23 protein-coding genes and 1 pseudogene are annotated in these 22,803 nt (G+C 70.9%); 18 read left to right on the forward strand and 6 right to left on the reverse strand.

Annotation, left to right across the window (positions count from 1 at the left end; genetic code table 11):
- The first annotated feature begins 57 nt into the window (after nucleotides 1-57).
- Nucleotides 58-579 (forward strand): DUF4240 domain-containing protein, encoded by a 522-nt coding sequence (locus tag ACGH52_RS11465; protein ID WP_210977581.1) that lies wholly within the window; start codon nucleotides 58-60, stop codon nucleotides 577-579.
- 22 nt (nucleotides 580-601) lie between these two features.
- Here the strand turns inward: ACGH52_RS11465 and ACGH52_RS11470 are convergent, their stop codons facing one another.
- Nucleotides 602-1,348 (reverse strand): peptidoglycan recognition protein, encoded by a 747-nt coding sequence (locus tag ACGH52_RS11470; RefSeq protein WP_171987134.1) that lies wholly within the window; start codon nucleotides 1,346-1,348, stop codon nucleotides 602-604.
- Nucleotides 1,349-1,626: 278 nt separating this feature from the next.
- Between ACGH52_RS11470 and ACGH52_RS11475 the strand changes: the two genes are divergently transcribed.
- A complete protein-coding gene (locus tag ACGH52_RS11475) occupies nucleotides 1,627-2,814 on the forward strand; it encodes a MarP family serine protease (protein WP_399938846.1) in 1,188 nt (395 codons plus the stop codon).
- Here ACGH52_RS11475 and ACGH52_RS11480 read toward each other — a convergent pair.
- Entirely contained in the window at nucleotides 2,804-3,334 is a 531-nt protein-coding gene (locus ACGH52_RS11480; protein WP_399938848.1) for a GNAT family N-acetyltransferase, read from the reverse strand. The two genes, ACGH52_RS11475 and ACGH52_RS11480, sit on opposite strands and share 11 nt — an antisense overlap.
- Nucleotides 3,335-3,406: 72 nt before the next feature.
- On the opposite strand from ACGH52_RS11480, the gene ACGH52_RS11485 reads away from it, so the two are divergent.
- Both ACGH52_RS11485 and ACGH52_RS11490 read left to right on the forward strand, forming a co-directional pair.
- Nucleotides 3,407-4,351, forward strand: a complete 945-nt coding sequence (locus ACGH52_RS11485) for a TIGR01777 family oxidoreductase (RefSeq protein WP_238696860.1) — start codon at nucleotides 3,407-3,409, stop codon at nucleotides 4,349-4,351.
- Between the two features lie 155 nt (nucleotides 4,352-4,506).
- Nucleotides 4,507-5,859, forward strand: a complete 1,353-nt coding sequence (locus ACGH52_RS11490; protein ID WP_210977576.1) for an NAD(P)/FAD-dependent oxidoreductase — start codon at nucleotides 4,507-4,509, stop codon at nucleotides 5,857-5,859.
- A 15-nt stretch (nucleotides 5,860-5,874) separates the two neighbouring features.
- Here ACGH52_RS11490 and ACGH52_RS11495 read toward each other — a convergent pair whose 3' ends face one another.
- Nucleotides 5,875-7,338, reverse strand: coding sequence for a regulator (locus ACGH52_RS11495; RefSeq protein ID WP_210977575.1), 1,464 nt, complete (start codon nucleotides 7,336-7,338; stop codon nucleotides 5,875-5,877).
- A 235-nt stretch (nucleotides 7,339-7,573) separates the two neighbouring features.
- Here ACGH52_RS11495 and lipB point away from each other — a divergent pair, with 235 nt between their 5' ends.
- The 4 genes from lipB to ACGH52_RS11515 all read left to right on the forward strand — a co-directional run bounded on the left by lipB (nucleotide 7,574) and on the right by ACGH52_RS11515 (nucleotide 10,745).
- Nucleotides 7,574-8,374: a lipoyl(octanoyl) transferase LipB gene (gene lipB / locus ACGH52_RS11500; RefSeq protein ID WP_399938851.1), complete on the forward strand. Its 801-nt coding sequence runs from the start codon at nucleotides 7,574-7,576 to the stop codon at nucleotides 8,372-8,374.
- A gap of 156 nt (nucleotides 8,375-8,530) precedes the next feature.
- Nucleotides 8,531-9,484 carry a lipoyl synthase gene (lipA, locus tag ACGH52_RS11505; RefSeq protein ID WP_076973998.1) on the forward strand — a complete coding sequence of 318 codons (954 nt, stop codon included), beginning with the start codon at nucleotides 8,531-8,533 and terminating at the stop codon, nucleotides 9,482-9,484.
- A 244-nt stretch (nucleotides 9,485-9,728) separates the two neighbouring features.
- Nucleotides 9,729-9,959: a hypothetical protein gene (locus ACGH52_RS11510; RefSeq protein ID WP_121702908.1), complete on the forward strand. Its 231-nt coding sequence runs from the start codon at nucleotides 9,729-9,731 to the stop codon at nucleotides 9,957-9,959.
- An 81-nt stretch (nucleotides 9,960-10,040) separates the two neighbouring features.
- Nucleotides 10,041-10,745: a DUF4191 domain-containing protein gene (locus tag ACGH52_RS11515; RefSeq protein WP_030189212.1), complete on the forward strand. Its 705-nt coding sequence runs from the start codon at nucleotides 10,041-10,043 to the stop codon at nucleotides 10,743-10,745.
- Nucleotides 10,746-10,848: 103 nt separating this feature from the next.
- Here ACGH52_RS11515 and ACGH52_RS11520 read toward each other — a convergent pair whose 3' ends face one another.
- On the reverse strand, nucleotides 10,849-11,316 hold the full coding sequence (locus ACGH52_RS11520) for an RDD family protein (protein ID WP_052839906.1): 468 nt from the start codon (nucleotides 11,314-11,316) through the stop codon (nucleotides 10,849-10,851).
- Nucleotides 11,317-11,536: 220 nt separating this feature from the next.
- On the opposite strand from ACGH52_RS11520, the gene glnA reads away from it, so the two are divergent.
- A complete protein-coding gene (gene glnA, locus ACGH52_RS11525; protein WP_076974000.1) occupies nucleotides 11,537-12,946 on the forward strand; it encodes a type I glutamate--ammonia ligase in 1,410 nt (469 codons plus the stop codon).
- 176 nt (nucleotides 12,947-13,122) lie between these two features.
- Complete coding sequence (locus ACGH52_RS11530) at nucleotides 13,123-13,383, forward strand: hypothetical protein (protein WP_171987129.1); 261 nt, start codon at nucleotides 13,123-13,125, stop codon at nucleotides 13,381-13,383.
- On the opposite strand, the gene ACGH52_RS11535 is transcribed toward ACGH52_RS11530, so the two are convergent.
- The gene (locus tag ACGH52_RS11535; protein ID WP_399938854.1) at nucleotides 13,380-14,081 is read right to left on the reverse strand and encodes a MarR family winged helix-turn-helix transcriptional regulator; all 702 of its coding nucleotides are present in this window, start codon (nucleotides 14,079-14,081) and stop codon (nucleotides 13,380-13,382) included. The genes ACGH52_RS11530 and ACGH52_RS11535 overlap by 4 nt on opposite strands.
- 110 nt (nucleotides 14,082-14,191) lie before the next feature.
- On the opposite strand from ACGH52_RS11535, the gene ACGH52_RS11540 reads away from it, so the two are divergent.
- The 8 genes and pseudogenes from ACGH52_RS11540 to ACGH52_RS11575 form a co-directional block, all read left to right on the forward strand.
- A complete protein-coding gene (locus tag ACGH52_RS11540; RefSeq protein WP_210977571.1) occupies nucleotides 14,192-15,163 on the forward strand; it encodes an aldo/keto reductase in 972 nt (323 codons plus the stop codon).
- 75 nt (nucleotides 15,164-15,238) lie between these two features.
- Nucleotides 15,239-16,330: a Gfo/Idh/MocA family protein gene (locus ACGH52_RS11545; protein WP_399938857.1), complete on the forward strand. Its 1,092-nt coding sequence runs from the start codon at nucleotides 15,239-15,241 to the stop codon at nucleotides 16,328-16,330.
- Nucleotides 16,331-16,524: 194 nt separating this feature from the next.
- Complete coding sequence (locus ACGH52_RS11550) at nucleotides 16,525-17,640, forward strand: NAD(P)-dependent alcohol dehydrogenase (RefSeq protein WP_399938859.1); 1,116 nt, start codon at nucleotides 16,525-16,527, stop codon at nucleotides 17,638-17,640.
- Between the two features lie 47 nt (nucleotides 17,641-17,687).
- Nucleotides 17,688-18,770, forward strand: a complete 1,083-nt coding sequence (locus ACGH52_RS11555; protein WP_193777729.1) for an MBL fold metallo-hydrolase — start codon at nucleotides 17,688-17,690, stop codon at nucleotides 18,768-18,770.
- 49 nt (nucleotides 18,771-18,819) lie between these two features.
- A complete protein-coding gene (locus tag ACGH52_RS11560; RefSeq protein ID WP_399938861.1) occupies nucleotides 18,820-19,725 on the forward strand; it encodes an NADP-dependent oxidoreductase in 906 nt (301 codons plus the stop codon).
- A 51-nt stretch (nucleotides 19,726-19,776) separates the two neighbouring features.
- Nucleotides 19,777-20,499, forward strand: coding sequence for an alpha/beta fold hydrolase (locus ACGH52_RS11565; RefSeq protein ID WP_059302981.1), 723 nt, complete (start codon nucleotides 19,777-19,779; stop codon nucleotides 20,497-20,499).
- A 96-nt stretch (nucleotides 20,500-20,595) separates the two neighbouring features.
- Nucleotides 20,596-21,738, forward strand: a complete 1,143-nt coding sequence (locus ACGH52_RS11570; protein WP_399938863.1) for a Gfo/Idh/MocA family protein — start codon at nucleotides 20,596-20,598, stop codon at nucleotides 21,736-21,738.
- Between the two features lie 103 nt (nucleotides 21,739-21,841).
- A pseudogene (locus ACGH52_RS11575) lies at nucleotides 21,842-22,036 on the forward strand (ISL3 family transposase); the annotation flags it as partial.
- A 169-nt stretch (nucleotides 22,037-22,205) separates the two neighbouring features.
- Here the strand turns inward: ACGH52_RS11575 and ACGH52_RS11580 are convergent.
- Nucleotides 22,206-22,796 (reverse strand): antibiotic biosynthesis monooxygenase, encoded by a 591-nt coding sequence (locus tag ACGH52_RS11580; RefSeq protein ID WP_399938865.1) that lies wholly within the window; start codon nucleotides 22,794-22,796, stop codon nucleotides 22,206-22,208.
- Between the last annotated feature and the right edge of the window lie 7 nt (nucleotides 22,797-22,803).

A 22,803-nucleotide genomic window follows, 5' to 3' on the forward strand; every position in this document is an offset into this window, starting at 1 on the left:
ACGATCCGCCCCACTCCACGTGCGCCACCCCCGCCCAGGCCCGATGCTGGACCCGTGATGGACGAGACGGAGTTCTGGGAGCTGATCGATGCCGCCCGGCAGCGCGCCGACGGCGACCCGGAGGACCAGGCCGACCTGCTCGTGGAGCGCCTCCTCGACATGGACCCGGACCTGGTGCTCGACTTCGCCCGCCACTTCGAGGCCCGTTACAACCGCGCCTGCACCTGGGACCTGTGGGGTGCCGCGTGGATCCTGCTCGGCGGCGCCAGCGACGACGCCTTCGACTACTTCCGCTGCTGGCTGATCGGCCAGGGCCGCGAGGTGTACGAGGGCGCGGTGCACGAGCCCGACTCGCTCGCCGAGCTGCTGGAGGACTTCGACGAGGAGCTGGACGGCGACGGCGAGGAGCTGGGCTACGCGGCCGACGAGGCCTACGAGCAGCTCACCGGCACCGTCGCCCCCGACCTGGGCATCTCCCCCGCGCCCGCCGAACCGCTGGGCGCGCCGATCGACCTGGAGAACGACCGGGCCCTCGCCGAGCGCCTCCCCCGCCTGTGGGCGAGGTTCGGACCGGAGTGACGCGCGGCGCCCGCCGGGACGGTCAGACCCGGCCCTGGAGGCGGGCCGCCGTGTCCCTGATGTCACCGAGGCGGGCCGCGAGGGCGGCGCCCGGACAGCTCGTCGCGTAGCCGTCGTCGTGCCCCGCGACGGCGGGCAGGGTCGCGGTGGCGCCCGCGGCATAGCGGCTGAGGCCGTTGCTGGAGACCAGAGCGACCTCCGCGTGCGGGTCGGTGCCGGTCTCGCCGAGCTTCCAGGCGGCCACCGCGGCGATCGCGTCGGTCAGCTCGCGGGGCACGGGCACCCCCGCGGTGTAGGTGCCGAGGGCGGCGATCCCGGTGGTGCGGTGGTTGAAGCCCTGGGTGTGGGCGCCGGTGACGGGCCGGTCGATGCCGCCCGCCCGGCCCTCGTAGACGGTGCCGCAGCGGTCGACGACGAAGTTGTAGCCGATGTCGTCCCAGTCCCGGGCGCCGGTCTGGCCCTGGTACACCCCGCGGAGTATGGCCGGCACGTCCGCGCAGTCGTAGCCGTTCGGCGTGTCCGTGTGGTGCACGAACACGGCGATCACCTTGTCGTCGTAGCGGGGAGCGGGCTGCGCGCGGGCGGCGTCGCCCAGCCACACCGACCGGGGCACGATGGCGGGGCGGGGCGCGGCGTACCGGTCGGTGGCGGCGGCCGGAGCCGCATCCGCGTCGGCCGCCCGTTCCACGCCGTCGGCGCACAGGAAGAGCGCGGCGACGGCGGCAAGCCCGGGCAGGGCGCCGAGCAGCGCCCGGGCCGCCACAGGCATGCGGGCGGCGCCGGGTATGCGGGCGGGCCGTCGCTCCCGGGCCCGGCGCGGTCCTCGGAAGACTCGCATGGTCCTACTGTCCGGCCGTTCCGCTCTGTCCGCGATGTGGGCTGTGCCACCCGGTGGAACCATCGTCCCGGTGCGCGGCGTTTCCGGGGTGAACGCACACCTTCGCTCGCACGGGTGGCCGATTTCCGGACAGTCGCGCGGCTCAGGCTGATCATCGGCCCGCTACGGCACGTACTGAGGGTCCCGGGCCCGGGAGAAAGGCGGTTCGCGTGGACCTGCTCGACATCGTGCTGGCGCTGGTGGTGCTGGTCTACGCGGCCTCCGGCTACCGGCGCGGGCTGGTGGCGGGCTGCGTGTCGCTGGCGGGCTTCGTCGGCGGCGCGGTGCTCGGCGTATGGGCCCTGCCGTGGGTGATGGACCTGGTGGCACGGGGCTCGACGGCGGCGACGGTGGTCGCGGTGGTCACGGTGCTGCTGCCGGCGATGGTGGGCCACGAGCTGGCCGGGCGTCTCGCGCTGCGCCTGCGCCGGGAGCTGGACGCCGGTCCGCTCCGGGTGGCCGACGGGGTCGGCGGGGCGGTGGCGAACTCGGCGGCGGCGCTGATCGTGGCGTGGGTGGCGGCGAGCGTCCTGACGGCTTCCTCGTCCCCGCTGCTCACCTCGGCGATCCGGGACTCGTCGCTGCTGGGCGCGGTGCAGCGGGTGATGCCGGACACCACCCCCGCGTGGTTCTCCGGAGCGACGTCGGCGCTCGCCGACGCGGGGTTCCCGCGGGTCTTCAACCCGTTCGAGAGCGAGTCGGCCGCCGAGGTCGCCGAGCCCTCCGGCGACAGCGTCACGCCCGCGGCCACCCGCGCGGCACAGCTCAGCACGGTGAAGGTGGAGGGCGTGACCGGGGGCACCCAGGGCCGGGAGGGCAGCGGCTTCGTGTACGCGCCGGAGCACGTGATGACCAACGCCCACGTGGTGGCCGGCATCGACGACCCGACCGTGCGGATCGGCGGCGTCGGCCCGGCGTACGAGGCGCGGGTGGTGCTGTTCGACCCGGACAAGGACGTGGCCGTGCTGTACGTGCCGGACCTGAGGGCCCCGGTGCTGCGGTTCGACGAGGACGCCTCGCGCGACGATCCCGCGGTGGTGGCGGGCTATCCGCAGAACGGCGACCTGGACCTGCGGGCGGCGACGGTGGCCGACCGGGTCCGCGCCACCGGCCAGAACATCTACAACGACGAGAACGTCACCCGCGAGATCTACGCGATCCGTTCCACGGTCCGCCCCGGCAACTCGGGCGGACCGCTGCTGACCACCGACGGCCGGGTCTACGGCGTGGTGTTCGCCCGTTCCACCTCCGACACGGAGACCGGCTACGTGCTGACGGCGGCCGAGGTGGCCCCCGAGGCGCGCGCCGCGGCGGACGCCACGCGGGCGGTGGACACGGGCGAGCCGGTCACGTCGTGAGCGCGCCCCCGGCCGCGGCGCCCGGCCCGGACGGCGTCAGCATCTGCCCCATCAGCACGTCGTCGACGTACTGGCCGTCGAGGTGGAACTCCTCGGGCTGTACGCCCTCGACGACGAATCCCTCCGACTCGTAGAGCTTCCGGGCGGCCGTGTTGTGGCCGAGGACCCGCAGGGTGATGCGGCGGAATCCCCCCTGCCGGGCCTCCTCGACGGCGGCCCGGACCAGTGCCCGCCCCACGCCGTGGCCACGGGCGGAGTCGGCGACGGCGAGGCCGCGGATCTGGCGGACGTGGGTGTTGGAGGCCAACGGGGTGGGAAAGCCGAGGCGGACGTAGCCGACGACGGCGCCGTCGAGTTCGGCGACCAGGTGGGCGTCGGGCCCGCAGCTGTCACGGAAGAAGGGGTCGTCCGGCCCCGGCGGGGGCGAGACGGCGTGCAGCGGGGACCAGGTCTCGAGGTCGATCCGGCGCAGCGGCTGTTCGTCCTGTGACCTGGCGCGGCGTATGTGCGGGGCTGGCATGACGGTCACTGTACGACGCGGTGCCGGGGGCCGTTCCGGGGTTTTCCCCGGCCCACCCGTCAGGATGGGTCCATGGACGACGGACGCGTGAACGGCGGGCACATGAACGAACGCGCCGGAAGGGGGCGTTCCCGCGTCGCGGTGGCCGGTGCGTCCGGTCTCATCGGCGGCGCGCTGGCGCGGTCCCTGACGGCGGACGGGCACGAGGTGGTGCGCCTGGTGCGGCGCGCGCCCGAGGGCGCGGACGAGATCCGCTGGGACCCCGAGAACGGGCGGGTGGACGCGGCCGGGCTGGAGGGCTGCGACGCGGTGGTCAATCTGGCCGGTGCCGGGGTGGGCGACCGCCGCTGGACCGACGCGTACAAGACCCTCATCCGCAGCAGCCGGGTGCACGGCACGACGGCGCTCGCGGAGGCCGTCGCCGCGATGGAGCGGCCGCCGCGCGTCTTCGTGAACGGCAGCGCGATGGGCTACTACGGGGAGACCGGCGACCGGCCCGTGGACGAGAGCGCACCCCCGGGAGAGGGCTTCCTGCCGGGCCTGTGCGTGGAGTGGGAGGCCGCGGCGGCCCCCGCCCGGGAGGCGGGCGTGCGGACGGTGTTCCCGCGCACCGGACTGGTCGTCGCGCGCGGGGGCGGCGCCTGGGGCCGGCTCTTCCCGCTCTTCCGGGCCGGGCTCGGCGGACGGCTGGGCGACGGGTCGCAGTACTGGTCCTTCGTCGCGCTGCACGACGAGGTGGCGGCGATCCGGCACCTCATGGACCGGGACGACCTGTCCGGCCCCTTCAATCTGACCGCCCCGCGGCCGGTGACGAACCGTGAGGTGACGGTGGCCATGGGCCGGGTGCTGCACCGTCCGGCGCCGTTCGCGGTGCCCGCGCCGGTCCTGCGGGCGGCGCTGGGCGAGATGGCGGGCGACGTCCTCGGCAGCGCCCGGGTCCTGCCGGCCCGCCTCCTGGAGTCGGGCTTCCGTTTCGCGTTCCCGGAGATCGACGGGGCGATCCGGGCGGCGCTGTAGGCGTGTCCGTATGCGACCGCCGTGCGACCGTGTGCTGCCCCCAAATGATTCCCGTTGACCATTCTTGGCCCTAACCTCGTCTCGAACTCGGGTATTCCTCAAGCCTGTTGGGGGCATGACGTCTCCAGCGGCCGCGCAACCTCGAGGAGGGGCACGTGCTTGAGCCCGCGTACCAGGCGGACGTCGTCGTCGTGGGGGCCGGGATCGCCGGACTCGCCGCGGCGCAACGGCTGACCAGCGCAGGAGTGACGACGACGGTCCTGGAGGCCGACCGTACGGTGGGCGGCCGGATGGCCACCGAGAAGGTCGACGGCTTCCGGCTCGACAGAATCGGACAGCTGCTGTCCACCGCGTATCCCGAACTGCGCCGCACCCCCGGGCTCGACGGCCTCGCGCTGCTGCCCTTCGCCCCCGGGGTCCTGCTGCACAGCGAGGGCCGTCATCACCGCGCGGGCGCCCCGGCGGGCGGACGGAGCGCACGGGGCGCACTCCATGCGGTGCGCGCCCTCGCGAGCGCCCCCCGTTCGGTGCCCGCGCCCCGCGCCCGGGCCGGTGCCCCGCTCGGCACCGCCGTGGACCAGGCCCGGCTCGGTGCCGCGCTGGCCCGGCTCGCGCACACGCCGACCGAACGGCTGCTGGCCCGGCCGGAGCTGCCCGCCGCCCGGGCCCTGGCGGCCCGCGGGCTGCCGGCCCGCACGATCGACGGCTTCCTGCGCCCGCTGCTCGCCGCCCTGCTGAACGACCCCGACCTCACGACGTCCAGCCGGTGCGCGGACCTCGCGCTGCGCGCCTTCGCCGGCGGGCGGCTGGCGCTGCCGGAGGGCGGCGCCGAGGCCCTGCCGGAGCACCTGGCGCGGTCCCTGCCGCCGGGCACCGTGCACACCGGCGTCCGCGTCACCTCGGTCGCGACCAACGCCGTGACCACCGCGGAGCACGGCGTCATCCGCTGCCGGGCCGTCCTGGTGGCCACCGACGCCCGCGCAGCGGCCGGACTGCTGCCGGGCCTGAGGGTGCCGGACTTCCACCCGGTGACGGTGGTCCACCACACGACCGACGAACCGACGACCACCGGCGCGGCCCTGCTGCTCGACGCCGACCGGGGCGGCCCGGTCGCCCACACGGCGCAGATCAGCCAGGTGGACCCGTCCCGCGCGCCCGCCGGACGCACCCTGGTCTCCTCGACGGTCCTCGGCCCTCCCCCGCCCGACCTCGACACCGCCGTACGCATCCACCTGTCCCGCCTCTACGGCACCCCGACCACCCGCTGGGAGACCCTCGCCGTGCACCACACGCCCGAGGCGGTGCCCGCGATGCGCCCGCCGCACGACCCGCGCAGGCCGGTACGGCTGCTGGCCGGGCTGTACGTGTGCGGGGACCACCGCGACACCAGCACCGCCCAGGGCGCGCTGCACTCGGGCCACCGGGCCTCGGCGGCGATCCTGACCGACCTGGGCGCGGGCCGGCCGATGCACACGGCGGAGCCGACGGCTACGGCCCACGCGGCCTAGGACCGGCGAACGGCGCTATCCCAGGGCGGCCACCTTGTCCCGGTAGCCCCGGACCGGGGCGGCGTCCCGGTAGGGCTCCAGGCGGCGTTCGAAGTCGCGGACGTACTCCGCGGCCCGCACCGAGCGCATCTCGGCGGCCTGCCCCGCCGCCTCGGCGGCCAGCTGGCAGGCCTGGTCCAGCTCGCCGAGGCCGAGCCGGGCGGTGGCGAGGACGATCCGGCAGAACAGCCTGCTGCGGGCGTAGGCGGGGGCGCGCAGTTGCAGCGAGCGTTCCGCGTGCTGGGCGGCGGCGCGGAACTGCTGCAGGTCGCGGTGGCAGTGCCCGAACTCGTCGGCGAGCTGCGCCTCGTCGAAGAAGCGCGCCCAGTGCGGCACCTCGTCCCCGGGCCGGGCGGCCTCCATCGCGCGCTCGGCCCGCACCAGCGCCGCCGTGCACGCCCGCACCTCCCCGAGGACGCCGTGCGCCCGCGCCTCGGCGGCGTGCAGCAGGGTCTGCACGACCGGCGGCGCGGAGGTCCCCACGCCCTGCTGCGCCACCCGGGCGAGCTGCACGGCCTCCCGCCCGTGGCCCAGGTAGACGGCCTGCCGGCTCATGGTGACCAGCACGTACGAGCCGTACGCCCGGTCCGCCGCCGCCTGCGACAGCCGCAGCGCCTGCACGAAGTACCGCTGGGCGAGACCGTGCGCGGCGATGTCGTACGAGGTCCAGCCCGCGAGCCTGGTCAGGTCCGCGGCGGCGGCGAACAGCCGGCGGCCGGTCTGCTCGCCGTAGGTGCCGCGGAGCATCGGCTCCAGCTCGTGCTCCAGGTAGCGCACCAGGGCCTGGCGGGCGTGGCCCCCGCCGTACCGGTCGTCGAGGCTGCGGAACAGCTCGCCGACCGAGCGCAGCGCGGCGAGGTCGCCGCCGCTGACCTTCTGGCCGGGCCCGCGCTCGGCGGGCGCCCGGCGCCTGGACGGGTCGAGCGGCACGGCGAGCCTCGGGGTCGAGGGGCGGCCCTGCGCGGGGATGCGGACGGGCACCTCGGCGCGGGCCACCTTCTCGTCGGCGCGGCCGATCAGCCAGTCGCGGCTGGGCACCACGAGCCCGGCCGGGGTGAAGGCGATCTTCCGCAGTTCGGCGTGGCTGCCGGAGTCCTTGCGCCACAGCCCGCCGACGATGTCGACCGCCTCTTCCGGGCTCCCGGCGAACTCCAGGCCCGCGTAGACGGGCGCGCAGGCGTCCAGGCCGAGGTCCTGGGCGGTCAGGCGGCGGCCCAGGCGCCGGGTGAAGACCTCGGCGATCAGGGCCGGGGTGGTGCCGCGGGGCTGCTGGCCGCGCAGCCACCGGGTGACGGACGTCTTGTCATATCTCAGGTCCAGGCCGTGTTCGAGTCCGAGCTGGTCGACGCGACGCGCGAGACCCGCGTTCGAGAACCCCGCTTCGGCGATGAGCGCGGCGAGCTGGCGGTTGGGGGTGCGCTGCGCGGGTCGTTCCGTCATGGTGCGGTGCGGTCTCCTGCCTTCCGGGCGTTCGAAGTGCCCGGAGCGCCTGTGAGCAGCCCTTATGGCCTCGTGAACGGCGTGAATGTAGCGGAGAGTAAGCACCCGATCGCACAATTCGCCCAGCATTCATCCGATCGTGTGAGGATTGCCCGCTCGGCTGACGGCCGACGGGCGGTCGTACAGTGGCTTGGGCACGCTTCGTGCCTTACGACCTTGCAGGGAGGCACGTGCCGTGAGTGAGCTGCGCTTCGTCCGGATGGGGTTCGGTGCCGAACGCGTCGAGTACCAGGAGGCGTGGGACGAACAGCGCCGGGTGCACGCCGCGCGGTTCGCCGACGAGGTCCCCGACACCGTGCTGCTCCTCGAACACCCGCCGGTCTACACCGCCGGCCGGCGCACCGAGGACAGCGAACGCCCCCTCGACGGCACCCCGGTCGTCGACGTGGACCGGGGCGGCAAGATCACCTGGCACGGCCCGGGCCAGCTGGTGGGCTACCCCATCCAGAAGCTCCCGCGTCCGGTCGACGTGGTGGCCCACGTCCGCCGCCTGGAGGAGGCCCTGATCCGCACCTGCGCGGAGTTCGGCCTGGAGACCAGCCGGGTCGAGGGCCGCAGCGGCGTCTGGGTCCTCGGTGACCCGGTCGAGCAGCGCCCGAAGCTCGGCGGCCTGTCCCTGGACTTCGACCCCCGCCTGGCGGACGAGGAGTTCGACCCCCGCCTCAACGGCCCCGACTACGCCCCGTCCAACGCCGGTCAGCGCCGCGAGGACCGCAAGATCGCCGCGATCGGCATCCGGGTCGCCAAGGGCGTCACGATGCACGGCTTCGCGCTGAACGTGAACCCCGACAACAAGTGGTTCGACAAGATCATCCCCTGCGGCATCCGCGACGCGGGCGTCGCCTCACTGGCCAACGAACTCGGCCGGGACGTGACCATCGACGAGGTCCTCCCGGTGGCCGAACGCCACCTGCGGGACGTCCTGGAGAACGCGGACCTGAAGCCGAGGGTCGTCGAGAAGACGCCGGCGGCATAAAACCAGCCCGTCCGGCGTTTGAGGACGAGGCCCGTTCAGGGCCGAAGCGGGGGCCTGGGGGCGGCAGCCCCCAGCAAGGCCAGCACCAACGCCGACCAACAATTCAACGGGCGTACCCTGAAGAACGCCGAAGAATCAAACGCTAGGGAGCCGGTCGTGTCCGCAGTCGCACCCGACGGACGCAAGATGCTGCGCCTGGAGGTCCGCAACAGCCAGACCCCCATCGAGCGCAAGCCCGAGTGGATCAAGACCCGGGCGAAAATGGGCCCCGAGTACACCAAGATGCAGAACCTCGTGAAGAGCGAGGGCCTGCACACCGTCTGCCAGGAAGCCGGCTGCCCCAACATCTACGAATGCTGGGAGGACCGCGAGGCGACCTTCCTCATCGGCGGCGACCAGTGCACCCGGCGCTGCGACTTCTGCCAGATCGACACCGGCAAGCCCGAGGCGCTCGACCGCGACGAGCCCCGCCGCGTCGGCGAGTCCGTGGTCACCATGGACCTGAACTACGCCACCATCACCGGCGTCGCCCGCGACGACCTCCCGGACGGCGGCGCGTGGCTGTACGCGGAGACGGTGCGCCAGATCCACCAGCAGACCGCCGACCGCGAGGCCGGCCGCACCAAGGTCGAGCTGCTGGCCCCCGACTTCAACGCGGTGCCGGAGCTGCTCCGCGAGGTCTTCGACTCCCGCCCCGAGGTCTTCGCGCACAACGTCGAGACCGTCCCGCGGATCTTCAAGCGCATCCGTCCCGGCTTCCGCTACGAGCGCTCCCTGAAGGTCATCACCGAGGCCCGCGACTACGGCCTGGTCACCAAGTCGAACCTGATCCTCGGCATGGGCGAGACCCGCGAGGAGATCAGCGAGGCGCTGAAGCAGCTGCACGAGGCCGGCTGCGAGCTGATCACCATCACGCAGTACCTGCGCCCGTCCGTGCGCCACCACCCCGTGGAGCGCTGGGTCAAGCCGCACGAGTTCGTGGAGCTGAAGGAGGAGGCCGAGCAGATCGGTTTCTCCGGCGTGATGTCGGGCCCGCTGGTGCGCTCCTCGTACCGGGCCGGGCGGCTCTACGGCATGGCGATGGAGCAGCGCCGGTCCGCCACCGTGTGAACTCCCGCACAAGTCGCTACTGGCCAGTAATGGCCGAGATGCCGCGGCTCCGACCGTCCTCGCTGATGAGGGCACCGGTCGGGGCCGCGAGCCCGTTCCAGGACCCGGCGACGCGGATTCATGTGCGTTTGACCGGCGGGTCACGCCCTGGTAACACCAATCAGTGACCCTGGAATCACAGCACGTACACCACCACGTACACCCGTCTCCGTACCCGGAGCCGTACCGAGGGGGGACCTCCACGATGCAGGCCGCGCCCGTCCGTCCCACCGCCGCCCGCGACACCGCCGTCCGTGCCACCGCCATCCCGTCGTTCACCACCGCCCTGCGGGCCGTCGAGTCGCTGCTGATGAGCGGCGGCCAGCGCACCGCCCGGCGCAACGCCTGGAACTCGGTCCTGGAGGACCGCCGCCGCGCCAAGGACCGGATCGAGACGGAGCGCGCGCTGCGGCAGTCCGTCGCCGGCCGTCCCTGACCGCGTCCCGCCTCTGCCCCCGCCGGGCGCTGCCGGGCACTGGCGTCGTCGGCGCTTTCGGGGGCACGTAGACTTCGTGCCATGGCGAGGAAGGAACCTGCAGCGGACGCTGCGAATCCCGGGCGACTGAAGCAGATCGCTCTGACCTACAAGATGACCCGCAAGGCCGACAAGAAGATCGGTCTTGTGCTCGCGGGTGTCGGCATCGTCGTCTTCGGTGTCCTCCTCGCGATCGGTTTCTTGATCGGTCACCCCATCTATCTCGGCATCCTGGGCCTGCTGCTCGCCTTCCTCGCGACGGCGATCGTCTTCGGGCGCCGTGCCGAGCGGGCGGCCTTCGGGCAGATGGAGGGACAGCCGGGCGCCGCGGCGGCCGTACTGGACAACATCGGCCGGGGCTGGACGACGACCCCCGCGGTGGCGATGAACCGCAACCAGGACGTGGTGCACCGCGCGGTCGGCAAGGCGGGCATCGTGCTGGTCGCGGAGGGCAACCCGAACCGGGTCAAGTCCCTGCTCGCGGCCGAGAAGAAGAAGATGAACCGCATCGTCGCCGACGTCCCCGTGCACGACCTGCTCGTGGGTACCGGCGAGGGCCAGGTCGAGCTGAAGAAGCTGCGCACGACCATGCTCAAGCTCCCCCGCGTCCTCAGCGGCCCGCAGGTCACCGTGACCAACGACCGCCTGCGCGCCCTGGGCGACCTGATGAGCAACATGCCGCTCCCCAAGGGCCCGATGCCCAAGGGCATGCGGATGCCCAGGGGCGGCAACCCCAGGCAGCGCTGACCCGTAGGACTCCGAGACGCCGGTACGGCGATGGGGGCGGCCCGAGTGATCGGGCCGCCCCCATCGCCGTACCGGCGTCGTGCTGTGTGCGGCGTACGGCGGGTCAGATCCGGACTTCGACGGTGCGTGCCAGCCGGTCGTGCAGGCCCCGGCCGTCGCGGTCCCAAATCAGCGCGGGGAGGGCGAGGCACAGCAGGACGCTGCGCAGCAGGGCGCGCAGCGGGCTGGGGCGGCCGGTGGCGAGGTCCACGACCCGCAGGCCCAGCAGACGCTTGCCCGGGGTGAAGCCGACCGTGCCGACGGTCAGCACGCTCAGCACGAAGAAGATCAGCAGCGCCCAGTTGCTCGCCGTCTGCCCATAGCTGCCCGTGATCAGCCCGTATGCGATCAGGGAGCACAGGGCCCAGTCGACGGCCAGCGCGCCGAGCCGCCTGCCGGGGCGGGCGATCGAACCCGGTCCCTCCTCCGGCAGACCGAGCTGCTCACCGCGGTGCCCGAGATCGGCGCCGGCCTCTTCCACGGCCGCGCGGGGGCCGGAGAGCCACGATCCGATTGCTTGCCTGTTGTCCACCCGAACACGGTACTGCGCCCGTATACGTACCGGGAACGGCGGGGTGTGTGGGCCCCCGATCCGGCCTAGGCTGGGGAGGGAGCCGGTTAACTTCTGTGAAACAAATGGGTCACGCCCGAGAAATCACCCGTCCCTAGGGTCGAGGAAGCGTGTGCCACCCGCACTGGCCGCACGAACGATCTACCAACCCGGCGGGACGGTCGGGAGTAGGAGGAGCTGGATGTTCCAGAACGCCGACGACGTCAAGAAGTTCATCGCGGACGAGGACGTCAAGTTCGTCGATGTCCGGTTCTGCGACCTGCCGGGCGTCATGCAGCACTTCACGTTGCCCGCCCAGGCGTTCGACCCCGACGACGAGCAGGCCTTCGACGGTTCCTCGATCCGCGGCTTCCAGGCCATCCACGAGTCGGACATGTCGCTGCGTCCCGACCTGTCCACCGCGCGCGTCGACCCCTTCCGCCGGGACAAGACGCTCAACATCAACTTCTTCATCCACGACCCGATCACGGGCGAGCAGTACTCCCGCGACCCGCGGAACGTGGCGAAGAAGGCCGAGGCGTACCTGGCCTCGACGGGCATCGCCGACACGGCGTTCTTCGGCCCCGAGGCCGAGTTCTACGTCTTCGACTCCGTCCGCTTCGCCACCAGCGCGAACGAGTCCTTCTACCACATCGACTCCGAGGCCGGCGCCTGGAACACCGGTGCCCTGGAGGACAACCGCGGTTACAAGGTCCGCTACAAGGGCGGTTACTTCCCGGTCCCGCCGGTCGACCACTTCGCCGACCTGCGCGCCGAGATCTCCCTGGAGCTGGAGCGGTCCGGCCTCCAGGTCGAGCGCCAGCACCACGAGGTGGGCACCGCCGGCCAGGCGGAGATCAACTACAAGTTCAACACGCTGCTCGCGGCCGCGGACGACCTCCAGCTCTTCAAGTACATCGTGAAGAACGTGGCCTGGAAGAACGGCAAGACGGCGACCTTCATGCCGAAGCCGATCTTCGGTGACAACGGCTCGGGCATGCACGTCCACCAGTCGCTGTGGTCGGGCGGCGAGCCGCTCTTCTACGACGAGCAGGGCTACGCCGGTCTCTCGGACACCGCCCGCTACTACATCGGCGGCATTCTCAAGCACGCCCCGTCGCTGCTGGCCTTCACCAACCCGACGGTGAACTCCTACCACCGCCTGGTGCCGGGCTTCGAGGCGCCGGTGAACCTGGTGTACTCGCAGCGCAACCGCTCGGCCGCGATGCGGATCCCGATCACGGGCTCGAACCCGAAGGCCAAGCGCGTCGAGTTCCGCGCCCCGGACGCCTCCGGCAACCCGTACCTGGCGTTCTCGGCGCTGCTGCTTGCGGGCCTGGACGGCATCAAGAACAAGATCGAGCCGGCCGAGCCGATCGACAAGGACCTCTACGAGCTGGCTCCCGAGGAGCACGCGAACGTGGCGCAGGTCCCGACCTCGCTGGGCGCCGTCCTCGACCGCCTGGAGTCCGACCACGAGTTCCTGCTCCAGGGCGACGTCTTCACGCCGGACCTGATCGAGACGTGGATCGACTTCAAGCGCGCCAACGAGATCGCGCCGCTGCAGCTGCGTCCGCACCCGCACGAGTTCGAGATGTACTTCGACGTGTGATCGACGGGTCACGCCGACCCGACCGGCGCCCCCGTCCCCGTTTCCCGGGGGCGGGGGCGCCGTCGTGCGGGGGCGCCGTCGCGCGTGGCCGAAAACCCTTCACAGGGTGCGTGCGGCCCGGGATCATGTCTACTGACACGGTTGTTCGAGTCAGGGGGACGGGGAGAGTGCCGGAGATGCCGGAGCGCGACGACGAGGAGCGCGAGTACGACCTGAGGTGGGCCGAGGGCGCGGAGCACAAGGAGCCCTCGGCGCGTGCGCGGATGCTCGCCGCGCGCTGGAAGGAGAACCCTCCCGGCCCGGTCCCCTTCCGCGCCGACCCCGACCACGTGGGCTCCGGGCGCCGGTCCTCGTGGGTGTCCACCGCCGTGGTCCTCGGCTGCGTGGCCGCGGTGATCGTGCTGCTCGGCTACATCAACTTCCGGGCGCCGTACTAGGGCCTGCGGGGAGTCGCGGTCGAGGTGTCGGCCGGAGGCTGTGACGCCGGATGAATCGTGGGTGACCGGCCGTCCGCCGCGCCGCCCCCCGGAGGCGAAGCCGCAGAGCCCGCGTCGGGTTGCCCGCGCTTGATGGCCGCGTCCACCGCGGCACCGATGCGGCGCAGCGCCGCCAGCTCCTGAGGACCGAGATCATCGATCAGGTACTCGCGGACTGCGGCGACGTGTCCCGGCGCCGCCGCCACCACTACGTCGTAACCGGCCTCGGTCAGCGTCGCGGCGGTGCGCCTTCCGGAACCGGGGATCCGCTTCCGTGCGAGCAGTTCGCGCTTCTCGAGCCGACCGACGACATGGGACAGCCTCGACAGTGACGCCGCCGTTCGCGCGGCCAGGGCGCTCATCTGCATGGTGCGGTCCGGCTGCTCGGAGAGGACCGAGAGCACCATGTACTCGAAGAAGGTCAGCTGAGCCTCGCGCTGCATGCGCGCATCCAGCGCGGCCGGCAGGCTGATCATGATCGCGGAGTTGGCCAGCCACGCCGCCAGCTCGTCGCCGTTCAGCCATCGCGTCTCGGCAACCGGACCGGTGGAATCCCCGGAGCCGGAGCCTTCGTCGGCACGAGCCGTCGCCTCGGATGTCGGCTCGTTCCGTGGACGCCGACGGCGTCGGCCGTTCGTTTCATCTGCCGTGCTCGCCATGAGGACATCATAGAGCCACTTATTGACGCGTCAAGTTCGAAGGGGTAGAACTTGACGCGTCATGTTCGCTCTGCGGCGCTGAGGCCCGCCCCACACGGAATGGACAACAGATGCAGTCCACGTCGCTCGGCAGGCTCGATGTCCCGCGCATCGGCCTGGGTGTCATGGGGATGTCGGCGTACTACACCGGCGCCGGCCGGGACGGAGCCGAGTCGATCCGCACCATTCGTCGCGCCGTCGACCTCGGTGTCACCCATCTGGACACCGCCGAGGTGTACGGCCCCTACGTCAACGAGGAACTGCTGGGTCGCGCGATCAAGGGCCGCCGGGACGAAGTCGTCCTCGCCACCAAGTTCGGCCTCGTCTCCCACACCGGCCGACCGGGCCCGGACAGCACCCCCACCAACATTCACACGGCTGTCGACGGCTCACTGCGGCGGCTCGGAACCGACCGCATCGACCTCTACTACCAGCACCGGGTCGACCCCGACACTCCCATCGAGGAGACGGTGGGGGCGCTGAGCGAGCTGGTGGAGGCCGGCAAGGTCCTCCACATCGGACTGTCGGAGGCGGCAGCGGCGACCGTCCGCCGGGCCCATGCGGTCCATCCCGTGGCCGCTGTCCAGAGCGAGTACTCGCTTTGGACGCGGGACCCGGAGGCCGAGGTGCTGCCCACGCTGCGTGAGCTAGGCATCGGACTGGTCCCCTACGCACCGCTGGGACACGGCTTTCTCACCGGTGACATCCGCACCCTGGACGGCCTGGACGCCGCCGACTGGCGTCGCTCCAATCCCCGGTTCACCGGCGACAACCTCACGCGCAACCTGCGCATCGTCGACCAGGTACGCGAGGTCGCCGACGAGGTCGGGGCCACGCCCGCGCAGGTCGCTCTGGCCTGGCTGCTCGCGCAAGGAGACGGCATCGCGCCCATTCCGGGGACGAAGCGCGTCGACCGCCTCCAGGAGAACAGCGCCGCCGACGGCATCCGACTCACCCCGGACCAGATCGCCCGCCTGAACAACCTCACACCGGCGTCCGGCGAACGCCATGCCGAGCCCGACATGGCCGCCGTCGACCAGTGAGAGAAGGGCGAACGCACCGATTCGCCCCGCGCACCACACCACGTCTTGCTTCAGCGAAAGAAACGGAACACCACCATGTCAAGCAATCTCATTCGGGTCGGCATCATCGGCGCGGACACGAAGGCGAGCTGGGCGGGCGCCTCGCACATACCCGCGCTGGCGGCACAGCCCGACTTCCACCTGGCCGGTGTGGCGACGCGGCACGAGGAGAGCGCGCGCGGCGCTGCCGAGGCGTTCGGCGCCGAGCGTTGGTTCGCGGACCCCTACGCGCTCATCGGTGACCCTTCGATCGACCTCCTCACCGTCGCGGTGAAGGTCCCCGCTCACCGCGAGCTCGTCCTGGCGGCCCTCGCGGCGAACAAGGCCGTGTACGCGGAGTCGCCGCTGGGCGCGACCGTCGCACAGACGGAAGAGATGGCTGACGCGGCCGGCTCACTGCACACCGCGATCGGCCTGCAGGGCAGGCTCAACCCCTCGGTCCGCCGCGCGGCGGAGATCATCGCCGAGGGCCGGCTCGGGCGGCTGCTCTCGGCGCGAGTCGCCGCGACGACCTTCGGCAACGGCCCGGAGTCGGTGAGCGCGTACGAGTACTTCGACAAGGCAGCGTCCGGAGCCGGTTTCCTCACCATCGCCGCGGGCCACGTCCTGGATGTGGTCGAAGCCGTTCTCGGCGACATCACCGAGATCGACGCCCGCACCGAACTCCTCTGGCCCCAGGTGAAGTTGGTCGACACCGGCGCGATATCCGTCCGCGAGGTCCCGGATCACCTCGACGCCATCGCCAAGACCTCCTCGGGGGCGCCGGTCGGGGTGCAGATCCTGGCGGGCGTGCCCGCCCCCGACGCCCACTTCAGTCTGGAGGTACGCGGATCGGAGGGCTGGCTGAAGCTGACGGGCGACCACCCCGCGGGCGTTCAGGTCGGCGACCTCACCCTCTCGTCGAGCGTCGACTTCACCGCGCCCGACCGCCCGGTCGCCACCGGCGCGGGACCCACCGCCGCCGACATCTGGACGGGCGCCTCCATCAACGTCGGCGAGGTCTACGCCAGCCTGGCCCGCGACATCACGAACGGCACCCACCACACCCCGGGTTTCCAGCACGCCGCCCACAACAGCCGTCTCATCGCCCGAGTCGAACAAGCCGCCCGGACCGGCGTCCGGCAGTGACGCCACCGCACCTCGCGGCACCGTGCCTCACTGCCGTGACGGATACGGCGACCGATCCGCGGGCACGGGCGGCCGACATAGGTTCGGACTCGCTGAAGGGTTCCTGAGGCCCACCCCCCGATCAGAGAGTCGCTGATGATGTCAGTCCCTCGTCACCATGGCCCTCGCGGCGCTTCGCGGCAGGATCACGGCGTATGACCACCTCCGCGCGCGCCGCCGTTCTCGAAGCGCAGGACGGGCCCTTCGAGTTCCGCGACATCGAGATCGAGGACCCGCGGTCCGACGAGGTACTCGTTCGCATGGTCGCGACCGGAATATGCGCGACCGACGCTCACGTGCGGGCGCAGCGCATGGCGACGCCGCTGCCGGTGGTGCTGGGGCACGAGGGAGGAGGAGTCGTCGAACGCGTGGGGGCCGCTGTCACCACCGTCGAGCCCGGTGACCACGTCGTCCTCTCCTACCACTCGTGCGGCCGCTGCAAGCCGTGCATGTCCTCGCACGCGGCCTACTGCGACAACGTCTGGGCGGCCAACTTCGCAGGTGCCCGCCTGGACGGCTCGAACGGTCTCCACGTGGCCCACGGTGCCGAGCCGCACGGTCACTTCTTCGGCCAGTCCTCGTTCGCCACCCACGCCCTGACGCACCAACGGAACACGATCAAGGTCCCCCGCGATCTGCCCCTCGACGTCGTGGCTCCGCTGGGGTGCGGGCTGCAGACGGGCGCGGGGGCCGTACTCAAGGCCCTCGCCGTGCCGGCGGGAGCGTCCTTCGCGGTCTTCGGCGTGGGAGCGGTGGGCCTGGCGGCGGTCATGGCGGCACATGTCGCGGGTGCCACCACCATCGTCGCCGTCGACGTCGACGCCGGCCGCCTCGATCTGGCCCGCGATCTCGGAGCGACGCACCTCGTCGACCCCGGCCGGGTCGAGGATCTGACCGGCGCGCTCCGCGCCGTCGACGAACGCGGTCTGGAGTACGTCCTCGACACGAGCGGCCGCGCGGAGAACCTCGACGCCGGGGTCGGCGCCCTGGCACCGATGGGCCGATTCGGCTTCGTGGCGTTCCACGAAGGAACGGGCGCCGTGCTCGACGTCGGCCGGCTCACGCTCGGCCAGTCGCTTCAGGGCATCATCCAGGGCGACGCCGTCTCGTCGCTCCTGATCAACGACCTTGCCCAGCTCTATCGAGCGGGCCGGTTCCCCATCGACCGGCTGCTGTCCTTCTACGACTTCGCCGATATCAACACCGCGTTCGAGGATGCGGGCTCAGGCCGCGTCACCAAGGCGGTCCTTCGATTCACGTCACCGGGATAGACCACCCGTTCGACGGCTTCCCAAGAACGCAGAAAGGCGTCCCGCCGGTGTGCCAGAGCAGTCAGATACCCATCAACGTCGAAGAAACCCCGAGCTTCTACGGGATCGACCACTATGGATTCCCCCGCGCGGGGGCGGACGACCCGTTGGACCCCGCGGACTATTACCCCCCGTATTTCCAGAGCGAGCACTTCCAGAAGTACGGCTACCACGTGGAAGAACTGCGCGGCGGCTTCTACTGGGTCACCAGCGCCGGCTACGACGCCGCATTCGTGGTGACCGAGGAGGGCGTGGTCGCGATCGACGCACCCCCGACGCTGGGCGAGAACATGCTGGCGGCGATCGAGGACGTCACCGACCGACCGGTGACCCACGTCATCTACAGCCACTGGCACGCCGATCACATCGGCGCGGCCTCCGTGTTCGGACCCGACGTCGAAATCGTCGCCCACCGCATCACCAAGGAACTCCTGGAGCGCTTCCCCGACCCGAAGCGCCCCCTGCCGACGAGGACGTTCGACGACGAACTCGTCCTCGAAGTGGGCGGCGTGAGCCTGCAGCTCTCCTACAGGGGAGAGAACCACTGCCCCGGCAACATCTTCATCTACGCACCGCGGCAGAAGGTGCTCACGGCCGTCGACATCGTCAGTCCGGGAAGTGTCACGTTCATGCACTGCGACGCCTCGCAGAACATCTCCGGCTGGTACGAGGCTCAGTCCCAGATCCTCGAATACGACTTCGACTACTTCGTCGGCGGGCACCACATGCATTACGGCACCTACGAGCAGGTGAAGCTGTGCGTGGAGTACTTCACCGACGTGCTCGAGGGGGCGACTGCGGCGGTCGAGCGGTTCAGCCGCTCGGATGCGCTCGCCGACATCGTGACCGGCACCGGCTGGGACAGGATCTTCGTCGGTACCGAGAACTGGATCAGCTCCATGGCGAACTACACCACCCGCCACGTCCTCGAGAAGGAGACGAGCGACGGCCGGCTCTGGTGGGAACGGCTGGCAGGAGCCACCACCCAGACCAAGTACCACGCGTACACGGTGCTGGAATCGATCCGCCTCGAACGGCCCCGGCCCGACTACCGCCTGCGGGGCGAGAATCCGCCGGTCTTCCTGACCTGACACCGTTCTGAACGGTGCGAGCAATCCCTTGTATACGAAAAGGATCATCATGAAAGCCGTCGTCATCGCCTCGTTCGGCGAACCCTCCGTGTTGCGGGTTGCGGAGGCTCCGCGACCGGTGCCGGGTCCGGGTCAGGTACTGGTGCGGGTTCACGCCGCGGGGGTGAACCCGGCGGAGATCCAGGCACGCGCCGGAGTGTTCCGCCTGCGTGCTCCCGCCATCATCGGATTCGAGTTCGCCGGCGTCGTCGAGGCGGTCGGCCCGGGCGTCGACGAGGGCGTGGTCGGCGACCGCGTCGCCGGGTGGCCGGACTCCGCCACCCAGGGCTCGTACGCCGAGTACACGGTCAGCAGCAACTTCGCGACGATCCCCGACGGCGTTTCCTTCGAGGCGGCCGCGGCTACTGTCATCGGCGCCGACAACGCGGCGAGGGCTCTCGGGCTTCTGAACATTCGCCCGGGTGAAACGCTCGTGGTCACCGGCGCGAGCGGTGCTCTGGGCGGCGCCGCCGTGCAGTTCGCGCGACAGCGCGGTGTGACGGTGATCGGCCTCGCCGGGCCTGACAACGCCGACTTCGTCAGGAGTCTCGGAGCGACCCCTGTCGCCCACGGCCCGGGCCTGGTCGATCGCATCCGTGCCGCCGCTCCGGGCGGGGTCGACGCCGCGCTCGACACCGCCGGCAAGGGGCTCCTTCCCGCCCTCGTCGATCTTCTCGGCGGCCCCGACCGGATCGTGACGCTCGCCGACCGCGATGCCGCGCAACACGGCGTCGTATTCAGCCCCGGGGGCAGCGGGAACCGCGACCGCGGCCCTGTCCAGGAAGCCCTGAATCTGATCGCCGCCGGCGCGTGGACCGCACGCATCGGCCGGAGCTTCCCACTCGACGAGGCCGCGGACGCTCATCGCCTCGTCGCCACGGGCCACACCCACGGCAAAGTCATCCTCCTTCCCTGACTCGGCCGACCGGCCGTTCAACCACGACAACAAACAACTGGAGAATCCGAAATGCCTGCAGTCCTCGTCCATGGTGTACCTGATACCCACCGGCTTTGGGACACCGTCCGTTCCCATCTTCAACGCGAAGATATTGTGACGATCGATCTCCCCGGGTTTGGCGTACCCCTACCAGCGGGATTCACGTCGACGAAAGAAGAGTATCTCGATTGGCTGATCGAGAAGATCGAAGAAATCGGCGAACCCGTCGACCTGGTCGGTCATGATTGGGGTTCTCTGCTCACGGGCCGTCTCGCGTCTGTCCGACCGGATCTGGTGCGGACATGGACAGGCATCAGCGGACCGATCGATCCGGAGTATCCGTGGCACTATCTTGCCAAGATCTGGCAAACGCCGGGCGAGGGCGAGCAATGGATGGCGGACCTCGACCTCGAGGAGTTCGCAGCAAGTCTCAACGAGGCGCAGATGCCGCGCGACGCGGCAGACGAAGCGGTCCGGCATATCGATGCCACTATGAGGGCAAGCATTCTCGCCCTTTACCGTTCGGCGATCGAGGTCGGGGCGGAGTGGAAGCCAGGTCTGAGCAAGGTGACCGCACCAGCGCTAGTGATCTGGGGCCTGGACGATCCGTTCCTTCCTCACCGCTTCGCCGACGAGCTCGGTAATGCCACACGCGCACGTGCCGTCTTCAAGCTGCGCAGCTCGCACTGGCCGATGATAGAGCGTGCGGCCGATGTCGCGCGCGAACTCGAGGCCCACTGGGCTCACGTGTAAAACCTGCGCTTGATGCCCACGCATTTGTCCGGAAACGAATCATCGTGATGCAGCCCGGAGAGCGTTGCCGGGCTGCATCACGGCAGGAGCATCCTAATGAAGAATTCAGCAAATACCCGGATCGGCGTCGGCCTTGTCGGGGCCAGTGCCGATCGGGGTTGGGGCGGAATTGCTCATGTCCCGGCGCTGCAGGCGCTCGACGCGTTCCAGATCCGCGCCGTCAGTACGACTCGTATGGAGAGCGCGAACGCGACCGCTCGTCGGCTGGGCGCCGATCTCGCCTTCGACACGCATGAGGCCCTGGTCGTGCGACCGGAGGTCGACCTGGTGGTGGTTGCGGTCAAGGTGCCGGATCACAAGCAGATCGTTTCCGACGCGCTGGCCGCGGGCAAGATGGTTTATTGCGAATGGCCGCTCGCAAGCAACCTGTCGGAGGCCGAAGCGCTGGAGGGATTTGCCCGCGAGCGGCGGCTGCGGACGGTTGTCGGGTTGCAGGGCGGCCTGCACCCGCCGGTCCTCTTCCTTCGCGACCTCATCGCGCAAGGCGTGATTGGCAAGCCGCTCAGCACGAGCATCCGAGCGCATTTGGCCGACGACATGTGGGCCGGCCGATATGACCCGCCGGTCGAGTACATGGCTCACGCAAAGAATGGCGCCACGCTTCTGAGCATCATGCTCGGTCACGGCCTCGAACCGCTTGCGCGCGTGCTCGGCACGTTCGAGAGTCTGTCCGCCGTCGTCGCCAATCAGCGCGGTGACGGCGTCCGCCTCTCCGATGGCGCGCCGCTGCCGAAGGACGCGCCGGATGAGATCGCCGTCGCCGGCGTTCTCGAAGGCGGGATCGTCACTTCGCTGCACTACAGTGCCGGGCAGTCTGCCGGCTCGGCGACGGTATGGGAGATCCAGGGCACCGAGGGCAGTGTGCGTGTGGAGTCGGCGTCGGGCTACATCCATTTCACCGATTTCACCATCACGCTGCGCCGCGGCAACGAGCCTGCCCAAGTGCTACAGGTTCCCCCCGCCTATGCGGCTCCCGACCTGCAACTCGACGCACCCGCAGCGGGGGTCGCCCGCCTCTACGCCCAGTTCGCCGCCGACCTCCGCGACGGAACCGCCGATACGCCGGATTTCGCGGTCGCACTCGATCGCCACCGGGTACTCGAGGCGATCACACGGGCCGCTGAAACAGGTCATCGGCAGCACCTGTCCCGCCCCGACCGAATGAACTCCCATCTTTGAACCCGGGAGAGGCACTGCCGCAGGACCCGAGGAGATGGCGATCCGCGAGCCAACCCTGACTTGATCACTCAGAGCTGTCCCGCACCGTGTCGAAGGACTCTGCCAGCACGCGCGTCTCGAGGCGCTGTTCGCCATCTTCGAGCACGTCGAGGTCGAGGCGACCTGGGGCGTCCACCAGCGCATGATGGCCGCTTACCGCGAGCCCGACCGCTCCCTGGGGAAGAAGGCCACGCAAGCGGTGATCGACGCCCTCGCCGGCGGCGTCCCGGCCGCGCTCGTCGAGTTGCGCACGCCGGGCGGCCCGCCGCGCGGACGGCGTACTTCCCGTCGCGGTGCCCGTCCGGGGTTCCGCATGCGACCCCGCCACCGTGATCAACCAGCCGCTGCGGGAGATCCGTGCCGGGGATCATGGGACTGTCCCGCTGAAAGCCGCTCCGCAAGACGGCGCGGTCCGCCCCGGGACCGCGTCATCGCGTCGGTCCCTCGCGCGCGGTCGAGGTGGCGGCATAGAGCCAACGGCGAAGGACGAGAGTCACAGCCGGCATCATCAGATACGTCATCAACGTACTGAACAGCAGCGCGAGCATCAGCACCCGCGCCACAAGCGGCCAAGCACGGAGCGCCGGCCCCAGAAGACCGTTGCCGATCAGGGAGATCGGGAGTACGGCGGCGAAGGCGGCGAGCGCCATCTTCCACCGAGGCGGCGCCGTCGTGGGCGTGTCGTGCACAGTGGTGAACAGGGTCTCCATTCCGGAGAGTTCGCGACGCGCCACCTCGCTCTGATGATGGCCCTCGCAGTGGTCGAACAGTGCGGCCCGCTCAGGTGACGCCGTCCAGTGCCGCGCGGACTCCTGGTCGCGGAACCGGTGGATCAGAACCCATGGCCCGGCGGCCGTGGCAGGCCGGAACAGCCCGTCCCCCAGGTGTCCGGGAAACGCTGAGGCGGTGTCGGTCACCCGCCCGAACCACTCCCGGAAGTCCTGCTCGTAGCCGGGTTCCACAGCGCGCGCGGTCAGCAGGGTGACGTCGGCCGGGCCGACGTCGTCCGTCTCGGTCATCGATTCT

Source organism: Streptomyces sp. BBFR25, assembly GCF_044590125.1.
Taxonomy (GTDB): domain Bacteria; phylum Actinomycetota; class Actinomycetes; order Streptomycetales; family Streptomycetaceae; genus Streptomyces; species Streptomyces canus_D.